Below are 19,055 nucleotides of genomic sequence, written 5' to 3' on the forward strand. Positions count from 1 at the left end.
CCGGCGCGGCGCCGGACGCGCCTCCGCCGACCGGGCGGGAGCGTACGCGCGAGGGCGCAGGAGGGAGCGGCGATGCCCACGGTCGTTTTCGAGGCGAGCGCGCTCGGCCCCGCCATCTCCGCCGAGGCCGACGGCGGCAAGCTCATCGATGTCTGCGACGACGCGCGCGCGCCGGTCGCGTTCTCGTGCCGCGACGCGCGCTGCGCCACCTGCCTCGTCGAGGTCGTCGAGGGCGCGCAGCTCCTCGAGCCGCCTGCGCGCGGCGAGCGCGATCTGCTCGAGCGCATCGGCGCCCCACCGCAGCTCCGCCTCGCGTGCAAGGCGGCGCTCCGCGCCGGCCCGGGGCTGATCCGGCTGCGCGGCGTCGATGGCGGCGCTGGAGAACGGAGCTGGGGGAGATGAACGTGCCAGAAGATGCCGGCATGAAGGGAGAGCACACCGAGCCAGTCCGCCACGGCGTCAATAGCGATTGAGCGGCTCCTCCATGCGCACCTTCCAGCCGCCGGGCACGCCGCCGGACTGAGCGGCAGGCGGCGAGCTCGCGGCGAGCTCTCGGGGCCGAGAGCGACGCTTCGCGCCCTGCGCGGGCTCCCGGGGCGCTATGGTGTCGCCGTGGCAAGCAGGTCCTTTCGCGCGGCGCTCCTGCTCATGGCCGCCGGTTGCAGCGCGAGCGTCGGCTCCATCGGGGCCGTCCTCGGGCGAGACAACGAGTCGGAGGCGCTCCACGTGCGCGACGTGCCGCCGGGCCTCGCCGCCGAGCGCGCCGGGCTCGTCCCGGGCGACGAGATCCTCATGATCGATGGCGTCTATGTCCGGGATCTGTCGTCGACCGAGGTGCGCGATCGGCTCCGCGGGCCGGTCGGCAGCGCCGTCGAGCTCACGGTCGTCCGCGGGAACGACGTGCGGCGCGTCCGGGTCGTGCGCGGCGCGCTGAGGGAGCAGGAGGGGATCAAGCCACGAGAGGAGCGGATCGTGCCTTGAGGGCCGGCCGCGGCGGCGCGCCTCACGGCGCGCCGAGCTCCTGCAGCTCGGCATAGTGCTTGTTCGCATAGAACGAGAGCACGTCGACGGCGTCGCGCACCTCGCTCGGGTCGAGGTCCTGAAGGCGGTACTCGACACTCAGGATCACGTCGCCCTCCTCGTCCGCCGAGAGCTTGGCCATGTTGATCTCGCGGTTCAGCCGGAGGAGGCGCCGCACGATCGCCTCGCCGTCCACGGGGTCCACCGGGAGCCGGACGAACGGGATCACCGCGAACACGACGAAGGGGGGCGACAGCCGCACGAACAGCGGAAAGAGGCGCTCGGCGCCCTGAAAGTCGCTGCGCATCGTGTCGCTGGACACGACCTCCACGGCCCAGCCCTCGCGCTCGAGGCAGGCCCTGATCTCGTCGAACGTCATGGCGCGGCATCATAGCCGCTGGAGGCGCGCCTCCGGGAGCGCGCCCGTCCTCGCGCCGTCGCGCCGCAGGCCGCCCGCCAGGCAGGACGAGCGGCGGCGGTCGCGGATGCGGACGATGATGCTCCAGAGGGCAGCTCGTCCGGCCGGCGCTTTTGTCCGTGACAGGCCGCGGCTCGCGTTGACGGTGCCCCGGGCTCGAACTATGCGTACGGGCCCGTATCAGGAGTCCGCCGAAGGAGCGATTCATGCGCCGTTACCAGTTCACTTCCGAGTCCGTCACCGAAGGACACCCCGACAAGGTGTGCGACCAGATCTCCGACGCCATCCTCGATGGGATCATCGAGAAGGACCCGACGGCCCGCGTCGCCTGCGAGACCCTGGTGAAGACGGGCATGGCCGTCGTGGCCGGCGAGATCACGACCTCGGCGTGGGTCGACATGCCGGTCGTGGTGCGCAACACGATCAAGGACATCGGCTACACCGACGCCTCGATGGGCTTCGATTACGAGACGTGCGCGGTGCTCACGGCGATCGAGAAGCAGTCGCCCGATATCTCCCGCGGCGTCACCGAGGGCGAGGGCCTCTTCAAGGAGCAGGGCGCCGGCGACCAGGGGCTCATGTTCGGCTTCGCGACGGACGAGACGCCGGAGCTGATGCCCGCGCCGATCAGCTTCGCCCACCGCCTCGCGCGCAAGCTCGCCGATCTCCGCAAGTCGAAGAAGCTCAATTGGCTCCGCCCCGACGGCAAGACCCAGGTCACGATCGAGTACGAGGAGCACACGCCCGTGCGCGTGAGCGCGGTCGTCGTGTCGACGCAGCACAGCCCCGAGGTCAAGCACAAGACGATCGTCGACGCGGTGCGGACGATGATCATCGAGAAGTCCATCCCGGCCAAGCTGATGGACCGGAACACGAAGATCTACGTGAACCCCACCGGGCGCTTCGTCGTCGGCGGGCCGTTCGGCGACGCCGGCCTCACCGGCCGCAAGATCATCGTCGACACCTACGGCGGCATGGGCCGGCACGGCGGCGGCGCCTTCAGCGGCAAGGACCCGACGAAGGTCGATCGCTCCGCCTGCTACTACGCGCGCTACGTCGCGAAGAACGTCGTCGCGTCGAAGCTCGCCGCGCGGTGCGAGGTGCAGATCGCGTACGCCATCGGCGTCGCGCAGCCGGTCGGCGTGCACATCAACACGTTCGGCACGGGCCGCGTAGGCGACGAGGTGCTCGAGAAGTACATCATGCAGAACTTCGACATGCGGCCGAAGGCGATCATCGAGCAGCTCGATCTGCTGAAGCCCGTCTACCGCAAGACGGCCGCGTACGGCCACTTCGGGCGCGACGAGTTCAGCTGGGAGAAGACGAACCGCGCGGCCAAGATGGCCGACGACCTGCTGCGCCCGACGGGCGTCGCGGTGCCCGCCAAGGTGAACGGCTCCGCCAAGAAGGAGCCGAACGGCTCCGCCAAGAAGGAGCCGAACGGCTCCGCCAAGAAGGAGCCGAAGCGCAAGGGCAAGAAGGAAGTGGGCGCCGAGGCCTGATCGTCCAGAACGCCCCGACGCGATCGGGGCGGAGCCACGCACCCCCGCGAGGGGTCGAGAGCGCCGGCGCTGTGGAAGCGCCGGCGCTCTGCGCTTTGTCGACGCGCCGCTCCTCGCCTCGAGCGCCGCGGGCATCCTGCACCCGTACCGGAAGCCGGTGCCACGATGTGGGCGCGTGGCTCACAAAAAAGCACCGCCCTTCTCCGGGATGAGCTGACTGTCGCCGCCGCTTCTGCTGATAAAATCGTCGTCCACTCCCGTATCGCGGCTCGATCTGAACCTCCCTGGTTCCATGCGACCTCGAGGAGCACCGATGAGACCTTTGTTGAATTTCTTCAGCGTCATGACGGCGGCGGGGTGCCTGGGCATGGCCTGCACCGGGAACATCGGCCCGGTGCTCGAGCTCGTCACCCGGGACCCCGGGGACAGCGGCGGGGACGGCACCTCCGGCAGCGGCGGCGGCGTGCCGCCCACGACGGCGCACACGACGATCGACGCGTCCACGTCGACGGGGAGCGTGGCGTGCGGCGGCTCGCCGGACGACGACGCGGACGGCGACGGCTTCACGGAGCGCGAGAACGACTGCGACGACTGCAACCCAAGGGTCAACCCGAATGCCATCGACCTCCCGACGGTCGACGGGGGCCCCCCCTTCGACGACGACTGCAACGACGAGCCCGACGACTACGTACCCGAGACGTGCGACGACGGGCTCCCGCTCGACGACGACGACCCGTACAACGCCGCGAAGGCGGTCGAGCTGTGCAAGCGGGCGACCGGCCCCGGCGACTGGGGTGTCGTCTCCGCGAAATGGGTCATGGTCGACGGCTCGCCGCCCCCGAGCGATGCCGCGCTGCGCGCCAACTTCCACCTCGGGCACGGCCTCCTGTCCGGCTTCGGGCCCAACGTGACGCCGAGGGGGGGCGCGCGCCTGCTCGCGCTCTCGAGCGGCACGGCGCGGCAGCAGCAGGACGAGGGCTTCGAGAGCCCGACGGGCTTCGACAAGGAGTACGAGAGCGATTTCCCCGAGGGCTTCCCGAAGCACCCGCGAAACTGCGGCGACCTCGTGCCCGCGAAGCCGTCCGACCCGACCGCCATCGAGATCACCCTCCGGGTCCCGTCGAACGTTCACGGCTTCTCGTTCCACGTCAATTACGCCACGTTCGACTGGCCGCACGTGTGCAACGATTTCAACGATTACTTCATCGCCCTCCTCTCGCCGCGCCCGCCCGATCTCATCGATGGCCACATCCTGTTCGACAGCCAGAACAACGCGATGAGCATCAACAACACGTTCATCGACGTCTGTACCTGCGAGGGCGACTCGCCCTGCGACTCGGACGGGATGCAGTACGACTGCCACCGCGGGACGCTGGAGCTGCTCGGGACAGGGTTCGAGAACCGCGCCGCGACGAGCTGGCTGCGCACGACGGTGCCCGTGGTGCCGAACCAGGAGATCACGATCCGGTGGGGAGCGTACGACGCCGGAGATCACGAGCTCGACTCGACAGGGCTCGTCGACAACTGGCAGTGGCTCACCGAGGAGGGCGTGCGCGTCGTCACGGTGGAGGATCGCCCGGAGCTCTGACGACGAGCGCGGGCGCGCCGCGCCGGCGGGCCGAGGCAGCCCGCGCCGGCGGGCTTGCGGCAGCCCGCGCCGGGCGGGTCAGGCGACGAGCGGCGCGTCCGAGGTCGCCGCGCCGACGCCGGCGAGCAGCTCCCTGTACCAGGCGGCCGCCCCGGCGGCGCGGCCCGGCAGCGCGCGGCTGCCCCACAGCACCGAGAGCGTGCGCGTCGTCCCGGCGTGCGTCTTCGTCCGCTGCGAGTCCTTCACGGCGTTCGCGCACGGGCCTTCCGCGTCGAAGACGCAGAGGAGGCCCTCGAGGTCGATCTCCTGCCCCGAGGCGTTGAACACATACCGCGCGCCGGCGGACGCGACGTCGATGCGCAGCGGCGGGCGCGCGCGGTCGAGATCGATGACGCTGATGGGCAGCCCCGAGTGCAGCGACACGGCGTTGCACGCGTCCACGGCCGCGTTGATGGCCCCGAGCGAGCCGTCCGCGGCGGCGCGGATGAGGTACTCGGAGGCCGGCTTGCCGCGGCCCGTTGGCTTGTACCCGCCGTGCCGGAGGAGGTCGCGGACGGCCGCGCGCACGGCATCGTCCGAGCGGAACGGGGCCGCGGCCTTGTCGGACAGGAGGCCGCGGAGCGCCTCGCTCGCCGGCAGCTCCCCGAGCGGCGCGGGGAAGGTGGTGACGAAGGCGGCGGCGTCGAGCAGCGGGTGTGCCGGGATCGTGAGCACGCGCGCACTCTACACCACCGGCGCGCCGCGCGGACGGCGTCCGCCAGACACCCGTCCCGCAGCGGCGGAGATCGACTACCCTGGCGCGCCGTGGAGCGCGAAACCACACGCCTGAAGCCGAGGTCGCCGGGCGAGCGCCGTCACGCGATGGGCGCCGCGGCGCGGAGCCGTCCGGTGAGGGCCGCGCCGCTCGCCGAGCGCGCGATCCCGTGGCTGCTCGCGGCGACGATCGCCGGGTCCGTGCTCGCGATCGGCGCGGTCCATACGCCCACGCTGGCCCTCGTGTCCTCGGTCACGGCGGTCGCCGCCGCGCTCTCCCTCCGCGCCAGCGCGCTCGCGGATCGGGAGTCCCATGTGAGGTCGCTCCCGGCGCTCACGCTGCTCGGCCTGACGGCGTACACGCTGCTGCAGGCCGTGCCGCTGCCGCTCGCGTGGCTCGAGCGCCTCTCGCCGGCGAGCGCCGACGTCTGGTCGCGCGCCCTGATGCCGCTCGGCGAGGCGGCGCCGCGCCACGCCAGCATCTCGCTCGACCCCGGGGCCACGCTGGTGGAGGCCACGAAGTGGCTCACGTACGCCGGCGTGTTCGTCACGGCGGCCTTCGTCGGAGCGCGGCGCGGCGCGAGGCTCGTCATCACCCTCGTCTTCTGCAGCGCGTTCCTCGCCGCCCTCACGACGATCGCCCACGGGCTGCTCGGCGCGAAGGCGGTCTTCGGCCTGTATCAGCCGCGGTTCTCGGTGGCGCCGTGGCACGTCGGGCCGCTGCTCAACCCGAACAACCTCGCCGGGTACCTGAACCTCGGGGTCCTCTCGGGCGTCGGCTTGCTGCTCACGAGCAGGCAGCTCCTGCCATCCTGGGTCACCGGCGTCGGGCTCGCCACGATCGTGGGCGTCAGCATCATCGCGTCGTCCCGCGCAGGGCTGCTGGTGCTGCCGCTCGGCCTCGCCCTCTTCGCGCTGCTCTCGCGGTGGCGGCGCGGCAAGCACCGCCCGGGCGGCCGCAGCCAGGGTCCGGCGGCCTGGCTGCTCCCCGTCGCGGTCGGCGGCGGCGCGCTCCTCGCCGCGCTCGCCACGACGGACCGCACGATGACCGAGCTCGCGGACGACAACCTCGACAAGCTGTCGCTGTTCCGCTCGACGCTCCCCATGATCGCGGACCACTGGCTGCTCGGCGTCGGGCGCGGCGCATTCGAGACGGTGTTCCCTGCTTACCGCCAGTCGCCGGGGAACATCGTGTTCACCCACCCGGAGAACGTCGTGCTCCAGTGGGCGGCGGAGTGGGGTATTCCGGTGGCTGCTGCGGCGCTCGTCGCGCTCGGCGTCGCGTTCCGGCCCGACAAGATCGCGCTGAAGGGGAGCACCGCGGCGGTCGGCGCCTGGGCCGGCTGCGTGGTGCTCCTCGTCCAGAACCTGTTCGACCTCGGGCTCGAGGTGCCCGGCGTCGCGATCGCGCTCGCGGCGACGCTGGGCTCGCTCTGGGGCGGGGCCTATCACGAGCGGCCGCTGGACGAGGCCGCGCCGGACGGCTCGGGCGCCGAGGCGCGCCGGGCGTGGCTGCACGCGGCGTGCGCCGCGGCGTCCGGGCTCGCGCTGGTCGCCCTGATGCTGCGCTTCGGCTGGCGCGACGTCGACCACGACCGCCGGTCGCTGCGCGCGCTGAGCGAGGCCGGCGCGGCCACCGGCCCCGGCTGGCCGGGCTTCCGCGCAGAGCTCCGAGCGGCGATGCTCCGCCACCCGGGAGAGCCCTACTTCCCGCTGCTCGGCGCGGTCGTGGCGCTGCAGGGCCGGAGCGAGAGCCCGATCCCGTGGCTGCAACGGACGCTGGAGCGCTCGCGCCGCCACGGCCGCGCCCACCTCCTGCTCGCGGAGGTGCTGGCGTCGCGCGGGGCGAAGGCGCAAGCGCTCCTGAGCCTCCGGCTCGCGGTGGAGGACGACCCCGGCGTGACCGGCGCCGCCGCCCCCCTCGCGCGGCAGTGGGCCGACAGCTTCGACGAGATCGCGCGCGCCGTGCCGGACGGCGAGGCCGGGGCCGAGATGCTCGAGCGGATGGCCACCGCGGGCGACCGTCGGGACGCGCTGGAGCTGCGGCTGCGCTGCGCCGAGGAGGCGATCGCGCGCGCCCCCGACCGCGTCGTCGCCCGCTGGGCCGCGGGCGAGGTGCTGTTCGCGATGCTGGAGGATCCCACGTCGCCCCGCTGCGGCGGCCCGGAGGGCGGCGAGGAGAAGCGCGCCGCCTGCGAGCGACAGATCGAGGCGCACGCGGCGGCGATCCAGCAGCGGAAGGAGAGCTCGTTCCTCGCGGTCCAGCTGCGGGCGCGGCTCCTCCTGCTGCACAGGAAGAGCGCGGAGGCGGAGCAGTTCCTCGCGGGGAGCTGCGAGCGGCTGGACAACCGGGTGGGCTGCCTTCGCCTGCGGGTCCAGGCGGCGGCCAGGATGGCCTCTCCCGAGCGGTTTCCCGCGGCGGCGCGCGACCTGCTCTCCGCGTCGTGCGGCTCGCTCGCCGCGTGCGCGGCGGCGGCGACCTGGGCCGGCGACCTGCTCGTGGCGCGGAAGGACTACCAGTCGGCCGTGACCTACTACGCGCGCGCCGCGCAGGACGAGCCCACGGAGGAGCGCCTCCTCAAGCTGGCCGACACGGCGAGCCAGGCGGGCGCGCATGTCGAGGCGTCGAACGCGCTGGAGCGCCTGCTGCAGCGGCGGGGGGGCAACGACCCCGAGCTGCGCAGGCGCGCCCTCGAGGAGAAGGCGAAGGCGCTGGCGTCGCCGCTGGCCCCGTAGGTAGACTGCGCCCCCCGTGCCCGTGCGCGCGTCCAGTCCCCTCGAGCGGATCGGTTCGTGAAGCTGTCGTCGTTGCTGCGCGCCTTGGCGCACGGAGGCGCGGGGGTCGCGGCCGGCGTCATGCTGCCGCGCGCCGCCTCGTTCGCTGCCCAGTGGACGCTCGCGCTCGCCGCCGGGCCGGCGGAGCTCGCCGCCCTCGCCAACTACGTGTCCCGAGGCGTGGTCGTCGTCGCGCTGGTCTCCGGCGGCCTCCCGACGATCCTGACGCACCGGGCGCGCGCCATGGCGACCAGGGCCGGGCGCGCGCTCGCCGGCGGCGCGATCGCGCTCATCGCCGCCGCCGCCTTCTGCGTCACGCTCGCCCACGAGCTCTGGTCCGGGCTGGGCGTCGTGACGGGGCTTATCACCGCGTTCTTCAGCGCGTGCATGCTCTTTGCCGCGGTGACGAAGAGCGTGCTGCCCATCTGGCAGCTCCAGGGGCGCCTCCTGCAGACGCTCGCGGTGGTCGTCGTCTTCTCGCCTTGCGCCTCGATGGCGGCCGCGCTGGCGGGCAGCCCCGCGGCAGTGGCCGTCGCGGTCGGGTTCGCCAGCGCCGCGCCCGCGATGCTCCTCGTGCGCCCCGTCCCGATCCTGCGCGCGGCGCGCTACGCGATGCTCGTCATCCGGCGCTCGTTCCCGTATTCCATCGCGAACTTCTCGACGGTCGCCGTGTACCCGCTCGCGCTCAGCGCCGGCCAGTCGCTCCTCGGCGATCACCGCGTCGGCCAGCAGGTGCTCTACTGGTCGTTCTTCGGGGCCCTCTCGCAGGTGCCGCAGACGCTCGCCGCGCGCGCCGTGACGAACGCGACCGGCTCGGGGGGTGGCGAGGCGGACTGGTACGCGCGCGCCGTGCGCGCCTGGCTGCCCGCGGCGGCGGCGTTCTCGGTCCTCCCCGCGATCCTCTACGTGCTCTTCGCGGTGCCGATCCCCTGGCTCCCCTTCACCGGCGGCGCGCGCGACGCCATGACGCTGACCATGGTGGTCTCGGGGATGTCTCCGCTCCTCACGGACTCCATCTGCATTTATTTCTGCGGCCCGCGGTCTCGCCGCGCGCTCCCGGTCGGCAGCGTGGTGAGCAGCGCGTGCGTGGCCGGCGCCCTGCTGCTGGCGCCCGAGCCCATCCTCCGACATTTCGGGGTGTTCGGCCCGTCCGCGCTCATCGGCGTGGCGCGGCTCGCCTTCGTGATCGACGCGCCCGTGCGGCGGTACGCGCTGGCCGTCATGTTCCTGCTGGTCTCGGCCTTCGGGCTCGCGCTGGCGCTGGGACAGGGCGTCGGCGTCTAGCGGAGCGCGTCGCGCGCGCGCGGCGCGCCACGACGGCTCGCCCTGACGCGGGCGCGCGCCAGCGCGAGGAGCGCGGCGGCGATCCCACCGAGGCCGGTCGGCAAGGGGGCTCCGGGCTGCCCCGGCGCCTCGGAGCAAGCGCAGCCGCGACCGTAGAGGAGCGTGTCGTCCAGCGCCGGCGCGCCGCCGGCGACGCCGCCGCCAGCGCCCCCGCCGCCGCTTCCACCGGTCCCGCTGCCGCCGCCGCCAGCGCCCCCGCCGCCGCTTCCGCCGGCCTCGCCGCCAGTCCCGCCGGCCCCGCCGCCCCCTTCCCCCTGCGGCATGTTCACGATCACGCCGTCCGACCCGCGATCCGGAGAGAGCCCGGCGGCAGAGACCGCGCGTACGCCGACGTAATACTTCGCGCCGTCGAGCAGCGGCAGCCCGCCGATCGAGGCCTCGGAGACGTCGCCGACATCCCGCCATGCCGGCGAGTCGAGGTAATCCCCCTGGCCGCCCACGACCGCCACCTGATACGAGGTCGCCGACGGCACCTTCGACCATCTCACGTGGAGCGTGTCTCTGGTGATGATCTCGTCGACGTCCTCGCCCGTGCCGGCGCTGCTCGGGTCGACATCCCACACGAACTCGGGCGCCGGCAGGATCTCGTGCCGCAGGTTGTAGAGATACCCATCCGCGACGCTCACGACGATGTCGTCGTTACCGTCGCCGTCCGTGTCCGCGAGGATCGGCGCGCCGACGGGATTGCCGAAATGATAGGACCAGAGGAGGCGCTGTGAGCACGCGTCGACGGCATAGAGGAAGCCGTTGGTGGAGCCGACCACGACGGAGCTCCCGTCGGACAGGACGCCCGTGATGCTCCGCGAGACCGCCACGTCGCCGAGCTGGCCCATGGCGGCGTCCGCCTGCCGCGCGGCCTGCTCATCGGTGAACACGGCGTCGCCGGCGAGGACGATCGAGCTCGTCCGCCCGGCCAGGGGGGCGTCGAGCTCGGTGAAGGTGAGGCGCGACGGCATCATGAACGAGCCCTCGACGAGGATCGACCTGCCCTCGCAGGTGGCGATCGCGCCGTGCGGGTACGGGCGGATGTCCTCCGTCCCCTTCCAGAGCGTGGCGCGGAGGTCGTGCGACAGCGTTCGCGCGGGGAACACCCCGCCGTGCAGCGTCATCTCGAGCTGCGGATCGCCCGACACGTCGGCGAGGATCGGCATGAAGTAGGAGATCGCCTCGGCGTTGGCGCTGAGGGTGCTGCCGTCTCGACCCGAGAGCACCCGGGCGTTGTTGATCGCCAGCGCCACGTCCTGCGCCCCGTCGCCGTTCCAGTCCGCGATCGCAGCGGCCTGGGTCCCGGCCGTGGCGGTGACACGATGGCTCCAGCGCACCCCGCCGTCCCGCGCGATGGCGAGGAGCTCGGTGCGCAGGTCGGCGTCGGACGTCACCGCCACGAGCTCGCGCGCGCCGTCGCCGTCGAGATCGCCGTGCAGCACGTCCCACCTCGGCGGCTTCTCCAGGGGGACCTCGAGCGTTTGCCTGCCGCCCTCGTCGAGCATGGCGACCGAGTACCTCGCCGGATCCGTGACCGGGTGCCGCTGCCTGAAGCATGCGAGGGTCGCCGGCGCCCCGCCCTCGGCGGGCGCGATGGAGGCGCCGAACGCGTCCATCGCGCGCCAGGCGACCTTGGCCGGCGCGACGTTGCTCGCCCCCTCGGCCACGACCCGGATGAGGTCACCCCGGCTGTCGACAACGACGACGCTGTCGGCCCTGTCGCCGGGAGAGAGCTTCGCCGCGATCGGGGCGCGGCCGAAGTCGACGTAAGCGCCCGGACCGGTGCTGTAGCCGCCGACCTTCAGCCCGGGCAGGATGTCGCGCCCCTCCTGCACGAGGTTCCTGGGCGCGAGCGAGGCGTCGAGCAGCGTGACGAACCCGTCGTCGCGAGAGACGACGAGCCGCGGCGACGCCGGAGACGCGCCCGGCAGGACATCGAGCGCCGCGACGTCGACGCCGCGCTCGATGGTGTGGCTGGCGACCGGCGATGGCCCCGCCTCGAAGAGGTCGTAGGCGGTGAGCGTCACGGGCTCCGAGGTCGCCTCGAGCACGAGCTCGTCGCGCCCGTCGCCCGTGAGATCCGGGGTGACGAGCGAGAAGACGTGCCCCGTCCTGCGCGACCGATCCCAGTCCATGCGCGTGCGCACCCGCTCTCCGTCGCGCGACCAGAGCCGCTCGACCCCTCCGGCCGCCTGGCGGCTGAACCGGAAGGCCGACACGCGATCCTCGCGCGATGTGATGATCCACTGCTCGGCGCCGGAGCGCGACGGGACGGCTCCCCGCGCGATCTCGTCCGGGATGACGGCGAGCTCGTCGCCCGTGGCGGCGTCGAGCACGAAGGACGTCCATGAGCCGCCCGTGCTGCTGCTCACCAGCACCTCGAGCGCGCCGTCGCCGTCGAGATCCCACGCGAGCCGCGTCGGGGCGCGGGCGTCGCCGCCGTCCTTCGGGGCGAGCGTCTTGCGCCACACGATGGCGAGCGAGGGCATCTCGCCCGGCCTGTACTCGAGCAGGGTGACCTCGCGCGCCCCCTGCTGGACGACGACGCGATTCTGAAAGCAGAGCGCGCGCTGCGGCGCGGAGGGGTCGCCCAGGGTCACGGGCTCGCAGACCGTGCGGCCGAGGTACGCGCCGATGCTCGCCGACTCCGCAAAGACGTTCCCCGTCCCGTCGACGAAGAACAGCCGATCGTGAGAGGAGACAAGGAGGTCCGATGTGCCGTCGCCGTCCCAGTCGCCCACCGTGTTGACGTTGGCGCCGCAGTGCGTGCGCTGCGGCGGCGCGGGCAGCCGCTCCACGGCGTCGAACCCGCGCGCGAAGCTGAAGATCACGCCGGGGCTGTCCGTGCGCACGCCGCAGCAGCCGCACTCGTCGAGGAAGAGATCGAGGTGGCCGTCGCCGTCGAGATCGGCGAGGCGGGCGGCGTCGAGCGTCCCGAGCTCCGACGCCTCCTCGCGCCAGAGGACGGCCCCGCTGTCGCCGGCGATGATGGCCGCCCCCGTCCCGCTGAGCGCGACCGCCTCGAGCCGCCCGTCTCCGTCGAGATCCTCGAGGGCGTGCAGCGACCGGAGTCCCATGGACGGGGTGCTCCATCGGACGAACCCCAGCGGATCGGACAGCACCACGCGGCCGCCGGCCACGAAGAGCACGTCGAGCTCGCCATCCTGGTCCACGTCGTCGGCGAGCACCTTGCCCGTCGCGAGCACGCCGCCGAGGTATGCCCGCCAGTAGGGCGCCGGCCTGAGGATATTGCTCGTCGACTGCGTGGCGCCCGTGCGCTGCGGATCGTGGCGCGCAGAAGGCCAGTCACCGGCGGCCAGGGAGCCGTGGAGCAGCAGCGCGAAGCAAGCCGCGCTCGCTAACGCACGTCGCGTTACGGAGGACGATCGTTTCATGCTGCTCTTCTCGATGCACGCGCGCCGTCAGCCGCTCGGCGACAACGCACACGGTCGCCACGGAGGTAGCATCGCGCACACCCCGCTGCACCTGGCCGCGCCACGGCTGGCGCTGTGAGCAGCCACCCAGGCCGCGCACACCATACCACATCGTCCCCTCATTCCGCGGGCCAGCTTGAATTTTGGGGGCTCGGCGGGCACCTTAGCCCTCCGCCGCACCTCTAGCTGAATGGTGGCGCCTCGAGCGCACGACTTATGGCTGACGAACTCAGAGCACCTTCCACGACCGCCGCCCACGCCGACGCCCCTGGCGAGCGCACCATCGACCTCGTCGCCACCTGGCGGACGGTCAGCAAGCACTGGGCCATCGCGTTGACGACGATGCTCTTCGTCGCCCTCAGCGTCACGTTCTACACGCTCGGGCAGAAGAAGATTTACCAGTCCACGGCGACATTGCAGTTCGACCCGAACCCCCCGCGGCCCCTCGGCCGCGGCGTCGAAGCGGTCGTCGACATGGGCTCCGGCGCGTACTGGAACAACCGCGAGTACTACGAGACGCAGTACAAGGTGATGCGGTCGATGCGGGTGGCGCTGGCGGTCGTCGCCCAGCTCAACCTCCACAACGACGTGTACTTCCTGAAGGATCTGCCGAGGGACGCGGCCGCCCCCGCGCCGATGAGCGTGAGCCCCGAGGAGGCCGCCGAGCTGCTCCGCGAGCGGTTCACGGTGGAGCCGGTGAAGGACAGCCGCCTCGCCATCGTCCGCTACAACGACGCCGATCGCGAGCGCGCGCAGCGCATCCTCTCGATGGCGATGGACGTCTACATCGAGCAGAACCTCGACGACGCGCTCACCTCGACGAACTCGGCCGTCGACTGGCTCCGGACGCAGCTCGACAAGCTGAAGGCCGATCTCGAGACCAGCGAGACCTCGCTCCACGAGTACAAGAAGAGCAACAACATCCTCGACATCGATTTCGAGGACAAGACGAACCTCCTCCGCGAGGAGATGAAGCAGATCAACGACGCGCTCACGGCCGTGCGCACGCGGCGCGAGGAGTTCGCCGCGCGCAGCCAGGAGCTGGCGAAGGTCGATCCGAACAACCCTCTCGAGCTCCCCGCCTCCGAGCTCATCCAGAGCCCGGTGCTCCAGATGCTGCGCGCTCGTCATGAGGAGTGCGTCCGTCAGCGCGACGCGCTGATCGGCGCCGGCAAGGGTGAGAATCACCCGGAGGTCCGCGCCGCGAGCGAGCAGGTGGCCGCCAACGTCGACGCGTTGATCGCCGAGATCAAGAACGTTCAGGGCGCGGTGAATCGCGATCTCGCCATCGTGAAGCGCCAGGAGTCAGGCCTCGCGGGGCTGCTCGAGGGCGCCAAGAAGCAGGCGTTCGAGCTGAACTCGCTCAAGATCGAGTATGACCGGCTCCGCAGGACGAAGGACAACACGGAGAAGCTCTATCAGCTCGTCCTGGAGCGCACCAAGGAGAGCGATCTCCAGCGGATGATGCGGGTGAACAACATCCGCGTCCTCGACAGGCCGAACCTCCCGCTCGAGGCGATCCGGCCCCGCGTCGCGCTCAACATCGGCCTCGGCATCGTCGCCGGGCTGCTCCTCGGCATCGGCGCGGCGATGGCGCGGGCGATGCTCGATCGCACGCTGAAGACGCCGGACGAGGTCGAGCGCGAGCTCGGCCTCCCCTTCCTGGGCTTGCTCCCGGAGTTCGACCGGAAGGACAAGGCCGAGGTCCTCCCCCGCAGGGCGCGCCGCCGGGGCAAGCACGCTGCCTCGTCGGGCCGACCCGAGCTCATCGTCCACGAGCAGCCGAAGAGCGGGATCGCCGAGGCGGCGCGGGCGATCCGGACGAACCTGCTCTTCATGTCGCCCGACCAGCCCTACAAGACGCTCCTCATCGCGAGCGCCGGCCCCGCAGAGGGCAAGACGACGGTGGGCTGCTGCATCGCCGTCGCCATGGCGCAGGCCGGGCAGCGGGTCGTCCTCATCGATTGCGACCTCCGCAGGCCGCGCCTCCACGCCATCTTCGACAAGGGACCGGAGATCGGCGTGACGAGCGCGCTGCTCGACGATTCCGTGATCGACGACGAGAGCGCGCTGAAGACCGAGGTGGAGAACCTCCATGTCATCCCCGCCGGTCCCATCCCGCCGAACCCGGCGGAGCTCCTGCACAGCGAGCGCTTCAAGGCGCTGCTCCGCAAGCTCCAGGGCCGCTTCGACCGGGTGATCATCGACAGCCCGCCCATCGGCGCGGTCACCGACGCCGCCGTCCTGTCGACGCTGGTGGACGGCACCGTGCTCGTCGTGCGCGCGTCGGCCACGACGCACGACTTCGCGCGCCACGGGATCCGGGCGATGCTCGACGTCGGCGGCAAGACGGTGGGCGTCGTGCTGAACGCCGCCGACCTGAACCGCCGCGAGTACGGCGCGTACCGCTACTACGGCCACAAGCAGGACGGCTACTACCGCGCGGCGACCGATGTCGCGCCGCCTGGAGACGGGGACGCCCCACCGCCCCCCCTGCCGAACTGAGGATCTCCGCCGTTGCTGTCCCCGAGATTCCCCCGCGCGGGAGGCGCCAGGCGCGCCGCCAGCATGGTCGCGCCGGCGAAGCGGAGAGCGTGGCTGCCGCCGGGCCGGCTCATGGCGGTGTTCCTCGTCGCGACCCTGGCCACGGTCGGCCCGATCCTGGAAGGGGAGCTGGGCGACGGGCGAGGGTGGACGATAGGCCTGCTGCTGCTGCTCGTGGCGCCGTCGCTCGCGCGCGCCGGCGGTCCCCGCTTCCATCCGCTGGACCCGGAGACCTACATCCCCGCGGCCTACTTCCTCAGCGTCGGCTATACGCCCATCCTGGCGATGCTGACGTCGCAGGGCTTCCACCTGTCGAGCTACGACGCGGCAGCCATGGAGGTGGGCTATGCCGGCGCGATCGGCTGCGCGCTCGCGTGCACTGCGCTGAGCCGCTTGCCGGAGAGCCCGAACCTGGAGCGGATGTTCCCGGTGCACAGGCCGAAGGCGATGCTGGACCGGGACTGGGCGGCGATCGTCGTCGGGCTGCTCGGGTTCGGGCTCGTCCTGGCGTGGATCGCCTCGATCGGCGTGGGGAAGTTCTTCACGATGGGCTACGCCGAGAACCACCTCATGGAGGACGGCAGGGGCCTGCTGACCTCGGGCTGGTATCTGGTCAAGCTCGCGGTCGCCTATCTGTTTCTCAGGTTCGCTTCGGTCCGCAAGGCAGGCCTGCCCGTCCCGAAGGCGCTCCTCATCGCCGGGTCATTCTTCCTCGCGACCGTCCTCCTCAACACGATCATGGGGCGGCGTGGGCCGCTCATCTGGACCGTCCTCGCGGTCGCGCTCGTCCTGCACGCCTACGGGATCCAGATCAAGCGCCTGTGGCTTGCCGTCGGTATGGTGTGCGTCCTCTTCTACGGAATCGCCATCCAGGGCGCCCGGATCCGCCAGGGCAGCGGGTTCGACGAACAGGTCACGTCGGCGATAACCCACCTCGAGCGGACCGAGAACCCGCTGGAGATCGGCGAGCTCAGCACGGTCCACTCCAACCTCGTCAACCTCGTGAACGAGCGGCCGCCCATCGTCACCTATGCAGGAGAGAGCTGGATCAACGCGTTCCTCATCCTGATCCCCAAGCCGCTCTGGAGCGAGCGGCCACTCGGCCTGGGACACCGGTATGTGTGGTGGAAGGCCCCCGACCTGGCGCGCCGCGGCGCCGCGTTCGCGATGAGCGCCGCCGCCGAGGGCTACCTCAACCTCGGCCGCCTGGGCGCCGCCATCGAGGTCGCGGTCATGAGCGGGCTCTTCTTCATGGTGCCGCTCCTCGTGGCGGGCGCGCGCGACTCGACCCCCCTCGTCCGGGCGTCCAGCGCAACCCTCGCCGCGTTCGCCTACAACCAGTTTCGGGGCGAGCTCGCGGCGCTGCTCAAGATCACGGTTTCCCTGGGGGTCGGCGTGATCGGGATTGTCCTGCTCACCTCGGTGATCAAGCACCTCCGCCTGTGGCTCGTTGCCCGGCAGCCGGCGCCGTGGCGATCTGACCGGCGCTTGCCCCCGGCCCGTGTCGACCGGTCCGCGGCGGGACCGGCGCTGCCGGCGCCGCGCCAGCCGTAGCCGCCCGCGGATCGCCGCGCCGCGCGCAGGCCAGCGGCGCCTACGCCACGGCCGGCGTGCGCCGGCTGGAGCACGGCGCGTCGCAGGTCGCTGTGGATGCCGAGCTCGCCCTAGTCGCTCGCGTCCTGGCCGCGCACCGCCCGCAGGGCCTGGCCGAGCCGCGCTTCGCGGCTCGAGGTCCACTTCGCGTAGAGGACGAAGAGCGCGAGCGCGAGCAGCAGCGCGCCCCAGGACAGGGCCGCCGATCCGCTGCGGTGCGCGGCGCACGCCGCCCCGGCGACGAGCGCGGCCGCGACGCCGACGGTCCGCGACACCTCGGCGTGCGTGAGGCCGGTCCGCACCAGGCGCTGGTACAGGTGGGAGCGGTGCGCTTCCCAGATCTTCTCGCCGCGCAGCAGGCGCCGGCCCATCGTGAACGCGCCGTCCGCGAGGAAGAACCACAGGCTCAGCGCGGCTGCGAACACCGCCGGGCCGCGCGCCGCAGGCTCGATCTCGAACGGGAGCGCCGCGAGCATCAGCCCGAGCGCCGCGGACCCGACGTCGCCCATGAACACCTTGGCCGGGTGCCAGTTGTGCGCGAGGAAGCCGGCGCAGGCCCCCGCGACCGCGAGCCCCATCGCGAGCAGCGGGGTCGCGCCGCCGCCGAGGGACGCGAGCGCGAGCGCGGCGATCACGCCCTGCATGCCGGCGAACCCGTCGATCCCGTCGAGGAAGTTGTAGATGTTGAGGACGCCCACGAGCCAGACCACCGCGATCGGGTAGGCGAGGATGCCCGTCTCGACGTCGAGGGGCGGCGGGAGCGGCAGGCGGCCGAGCCCTCCTGCGCGCAGCACCACGATGCCCGCCGCGACGACCTGGAGCCCGAGCCGGAGCCGGACCGACAGGCCTCCGGAGCGGTCGTCGAGGAACCCGACGAAGGCCATCAGCGCCACGGCGATGAAGAGCTCGGCCTTGGCCACCGGCAGCCCGAGCAGCGCCGCGGCCACCGCCGCCGCCGCGGCGCCCGCGAGGAGGCCGGCGCCGCCCCCGCGCGGCGTCGGGGCGGAGTGGGAGCTCCTCGCGTTCGGCACATCCATGAGGCCGGTCTTGCGGAGGAACGGGATGAGCGCGCGGACGGCGGCCGAGCTCGCCATGAGGGCGATGAGAAATACGGCGGCGAGCTTCATGCAACGAGCTCCGCGGCGCAGTCGACGACCCGCGACGGGCGCCACCCGAGCGCCTCCCGCGCGCGGCGATCGTCGAACGTGAGCGTCGAGGTCATCTTCCCGAGCGTGCGGTGGTTCAGCGGGATCGGTCGGCCGAGGAGCTGCTGGAGGCGGTCGCCGACGGTCGCGCCCAGGTCGGCCAGCCACATCGGCAGCCGGAGGGGCACCGGCTGGCGCAGCGCTCCGGCGAGCACCGCCTCGAGCTCGGCGAACGTCGGGTGGTGGCCGTCGGTCAGGTTGTAGATACCGCCCGTCTCGGCCATCTTCGGCAGGATCTCGGCCACGTCGCGCGCCATCACCATGCTGCGCTGGGCCGCGCCGTCGCCCACGCCGAGGTAGCGCTTGCGCCGCAGCGCGCGCACCATCGCCCCGAGGTTGCCGGGGGCGCCGGGGCCGGCGACGAGCGGCAGGCGTGCGATCGCGGTGCGGACGCCGCGCTCCCGGCCCCACGCGAGCACGACGTCCTCGGCTTCCCGCTTGCTCACGCCGTACGGATCGGCCGCCCTGCGGGGCGTGTCCTCGTCCAGCGACCGCCCCTCGTCTGCGCCGTAGACCGCGACCGTGCTGACGAGGACGAAGGCCTCGGGCAGCGGTCGATCGCGGCCGAGCGCCTCGAGCAGCCGCTCCGTCCCCTTGACGTTGACGTCATGAAACCGCCTGCGTTCGGGGTCGGTCCTCGGGACGACGTGGGCGAGACCGGCGACGTGGTAGACGACCTGGAAGGGTTCGCCGCCGAGGTCGAGCGCCGTCGATTCGAGATCTCCGCGGACGAACGCCGGCGCGGCGCCCTCTCCCGCTCCCGCCGCCCCCGCGGGCCTGCGCCCGAGCACGGTGACGCGGTCGCCGCGGCGGAGCAGGGCCTCCACGACGCGGGCGCCGACGAAGCCGGTTCCTCCAGTGACCAAGCAGCTCGTAGTTGACATGATTCGACGC

General features: G+C 72.4%; 13 protein-coding genes. 8 read left to right on the plus strand and 5 right to left on the minus strand.

Translation table 11 applies throughout. The features are described 5' to 3' along the window. The first annotated feature begins 72 nt into the window (after nt 1–72). Nucleotides 73–402: a 2Fe-2S iron-sulfur cluster-binding protein gene (locus WMF24_RS37825; protein ID WP_437732311.1), complete on the plus strand. Its 330-nt coding sequence runs from the start codon at nt 73–75 to the stop codon at nt 400–402. 210 nt (nt 403–612) lie between these two features. After that, complete coding sequence (locus WMF24_RS37830) at nt 613–981, plus strand: PDZ domain-containing protein (RefSeq protein WP_437732312.1); 369 nt, start codon at nt 613–615, stop codon at nt 979–981. A gap of 22 nt (nt 982–1,003) precedes the next feature. On the opposite strand, the gene WMF24_RS37835 is transcribed toward WMF24_RS37830, so the two are convergent. Continuing rightward, nucleotides 1,004–1,399 carry a YbjN domain-containing protein gene (locus WMF24_RS37835; protein ID WP_437732313.1) on the minus strand — a complete coding sequence of 132 codons (396 nt, stop codon included), beginning with the start codon at nt 1,397–1,399 and terminating at the stop codon, nt 1,004–1,006. Between the two features lie 245 nt (nt 1,400–1,644). Between WMF24_RS37835 and metK the strand changes: the two genes are divergently transcribed. Continuing rightward, entirely contained in the window at nt 1,645–2,940 is a 1,296-nt protein-coding gene (metK, locus tag WMF24_RS37840; RefSeq protein ID WP_437732314.1) for a methionine adenosyltransferase, read from the plus strand. Between the two features lie 313 nt (nt 2,941–3,253). Further along, on the plus strand, nt 3,254–4,528 hold the full coding sequence (locus tag WMF24_RS37845) for a hypothetical protein (RefSeq protein WP_437732315.1): 1,275 nt from the start codon (nt 3,254–3,256) through the stop codon (nt 4,526–4,528). A gap of 78 nt (nt 4,529–4,606) precedes the next feature. Here the strand turns inward: WMF24_RS37845 and WMF24_RS37850 are convergent, their stop codons facing one another. Further along, the gene (locus WMF24_RS37850) at nt 4,607–5,242 is read right to left on the minus strand and encodes a phenylalanine--tRNA ligase beta subunit-related protein (RefSeq protein WP_437732316.1); all 636 of its coding nucleotides are present in this window, start codon (nt 5,240–5,242) and stop codon (nt 4,607–4,609) included. A gap of 90 nt (nt 5,243–5,332) precedes the next feature. Here WMF24_RS37850 and WMF24_RS37855 point away from each other — a divergent pair, with 90 nt between their 5' ends. After that, on the plus strand, nt 5,333–8,017 hold the full coding sequence (locus tag WMF24_RS37855) for an O-antigen ligase family protein (protein ID WP_437732317.1): 2,685 nt from the start codon (nt 5,333–5,335) through the stop codon (nt 8,015–8,017). A gap of 57 nt (nt 8,018–8,074) precedes the next feature. Next, a complete protein-coding gene (locus WMF24_RS37860; RefSeq protein ID WP_437732318.1) occupies nt 8,075–9,340 on the plus strand; it encodes a hypothetical protein in 1,266 nt (421 codons plus the stop codon). On the opposite strand, the gene WMF24_RS37865 is transcribed toward WMF24_RS37860, so the two are convergent. Then, nucleotides 9,337–12,780, minus strand: coding sequence for a hypothetical protein (locus tag WMF24_RS37865; RefSeq protein WP_437732319.1), 3,444 nt, complete (start codon nt 12,778–12,780; stop codon nt 9,337–9,339). The two genes, WMF24_RS37860 and WMF24_RS37865, sit on opposite strands and share 4 nt — an antisense overlap. A 255-nt stretch (nt 12,781–13,035) precedes the next feature. On the opposite strand from WMF24_RS37865, the gene WMF24_RS37870 reads away from it, so the two are divergent. Then, the gene (locus WMF24_RS37870; RefSeq protein WP_437732320.1) at nt 13,036–15,324 is read left to right on the plus strand and encodes a GumC family protein; all 2,289 of its coding nucleotides are present in this window, start codon (nt 13,036–13,038) and stop codon (nt 15,322–15,324) included. 12 nt (nt 15,325–15,336) lie between these two features. Further along, complete coding sequence (locus tag WMF24_RS37875; protein WP_437732321.1) at nt 15,337–16,917, plus strand: O-antigen polymerase; 1,581 nt, start codon at nt 15,337–15,339, stop codon at nt 16,915–16,917. 110 nt (nt 16,918–17,027) lie between these two features. Here WMF24_RS37875 and WMF24_RS37880 read toward each other — a convergent pair whose 3' ends face one another. Both WMF24_RS37880 and WMF24_RS37885 read right to left on the minus strand, forming a co-directional pair. Next, nucleotides 17,028–18,083: a glycosyltransferase family 4 protein gene (locus tag WMF24_RS37880; RefSeq protein ID WP_437732322.1), complete on the minus strand. Its 1,056-nt coding sequence runs from the start codon at nt 18,081–18,083 to the stop codon at nt 17,028–17,030. Continuing rightward, the gene (locus WMF24_RS37885; protein ID WP_437732323.1) at nt 18,080–19,027 is read right to left on the minus strand and encodes an NAD-dependent epimerase/dehydratase family protein; all 948 of its coding nucleotides are present in this window, start codon (nt 19,025–19,027) and stop codon (nt 18,080–18,082) included. The genes WMF24_RS37880 and WMF24_RS37885 overlap by 4 nt, the downstream gene beginning before the upstream one ends. Nucleotides 19,028–19,055 lie beyond the last annotated feature (28 nt).

The organism is Sorangium sp. So ce1335, assembly GCF_051521615.1.
Classification (GTDB): Bacteria; Myxococcota_A; Polyangia; order Polyangiales; family Polyangiaceae; genus Sorangium.

What these genes read in the sequence shown, in the direction of transcription:
- WMF24_RS37870 (WP_437732320.1), top strand. Translation starts at nt 13,036, where the DNA reads ATGGCTGACGAACTCAGAGCACCTTCCACGACCGCCGCCCACGCCGAC.
- metK (WP_437732314.1), top strand. Translation starts at nt 1,645, where the DNA reads ATGCGCCGTTACCAGTTCACTTCCGAGTCCGTCACCGAAGGACACCCC.
- WMF24_RS37865 (WP_437732319.1), bottom strand. Translation starts at nt 12,780, where the DNA reads ATGAAACGATCGTCCTCCGTAACGCGACGTGCGTTAGCGAGCGCGGCT.
- WMF24_RS37835 (WP_437732313.1), bottom strand. Translation starts at nt 1,399, where the DNA reads ATGACGTTCGACGAGATCAGGGCCTGCCTCGAGCGCGAGGGCTGGGCC.
- WMF24_RS37880 (WP_437732322.1), bottom strand. Translation starts at nt 18,083, where the DNA reads ATGAAGCTCGCCGCCGTATTTCTCATCGCCCTCATGGCGAGCTCGGCC.
- WMF24_RS37845 (WP_437732315.1), top strand. Translation starts at nt 3,254, where the DNA reads ATGAGACCTTTGTTGAATTTCTTCAGCGTCATGACGGCGGCGGGGTGC.
- WMF24_RS37825 (WP_437732311.1), top strand. Translation starts at nt 73, where the DNA reads ATGCCCACGGTCGTTTTCGAGGCGAGCGCGCTCGGCCCCGCCATCTCC.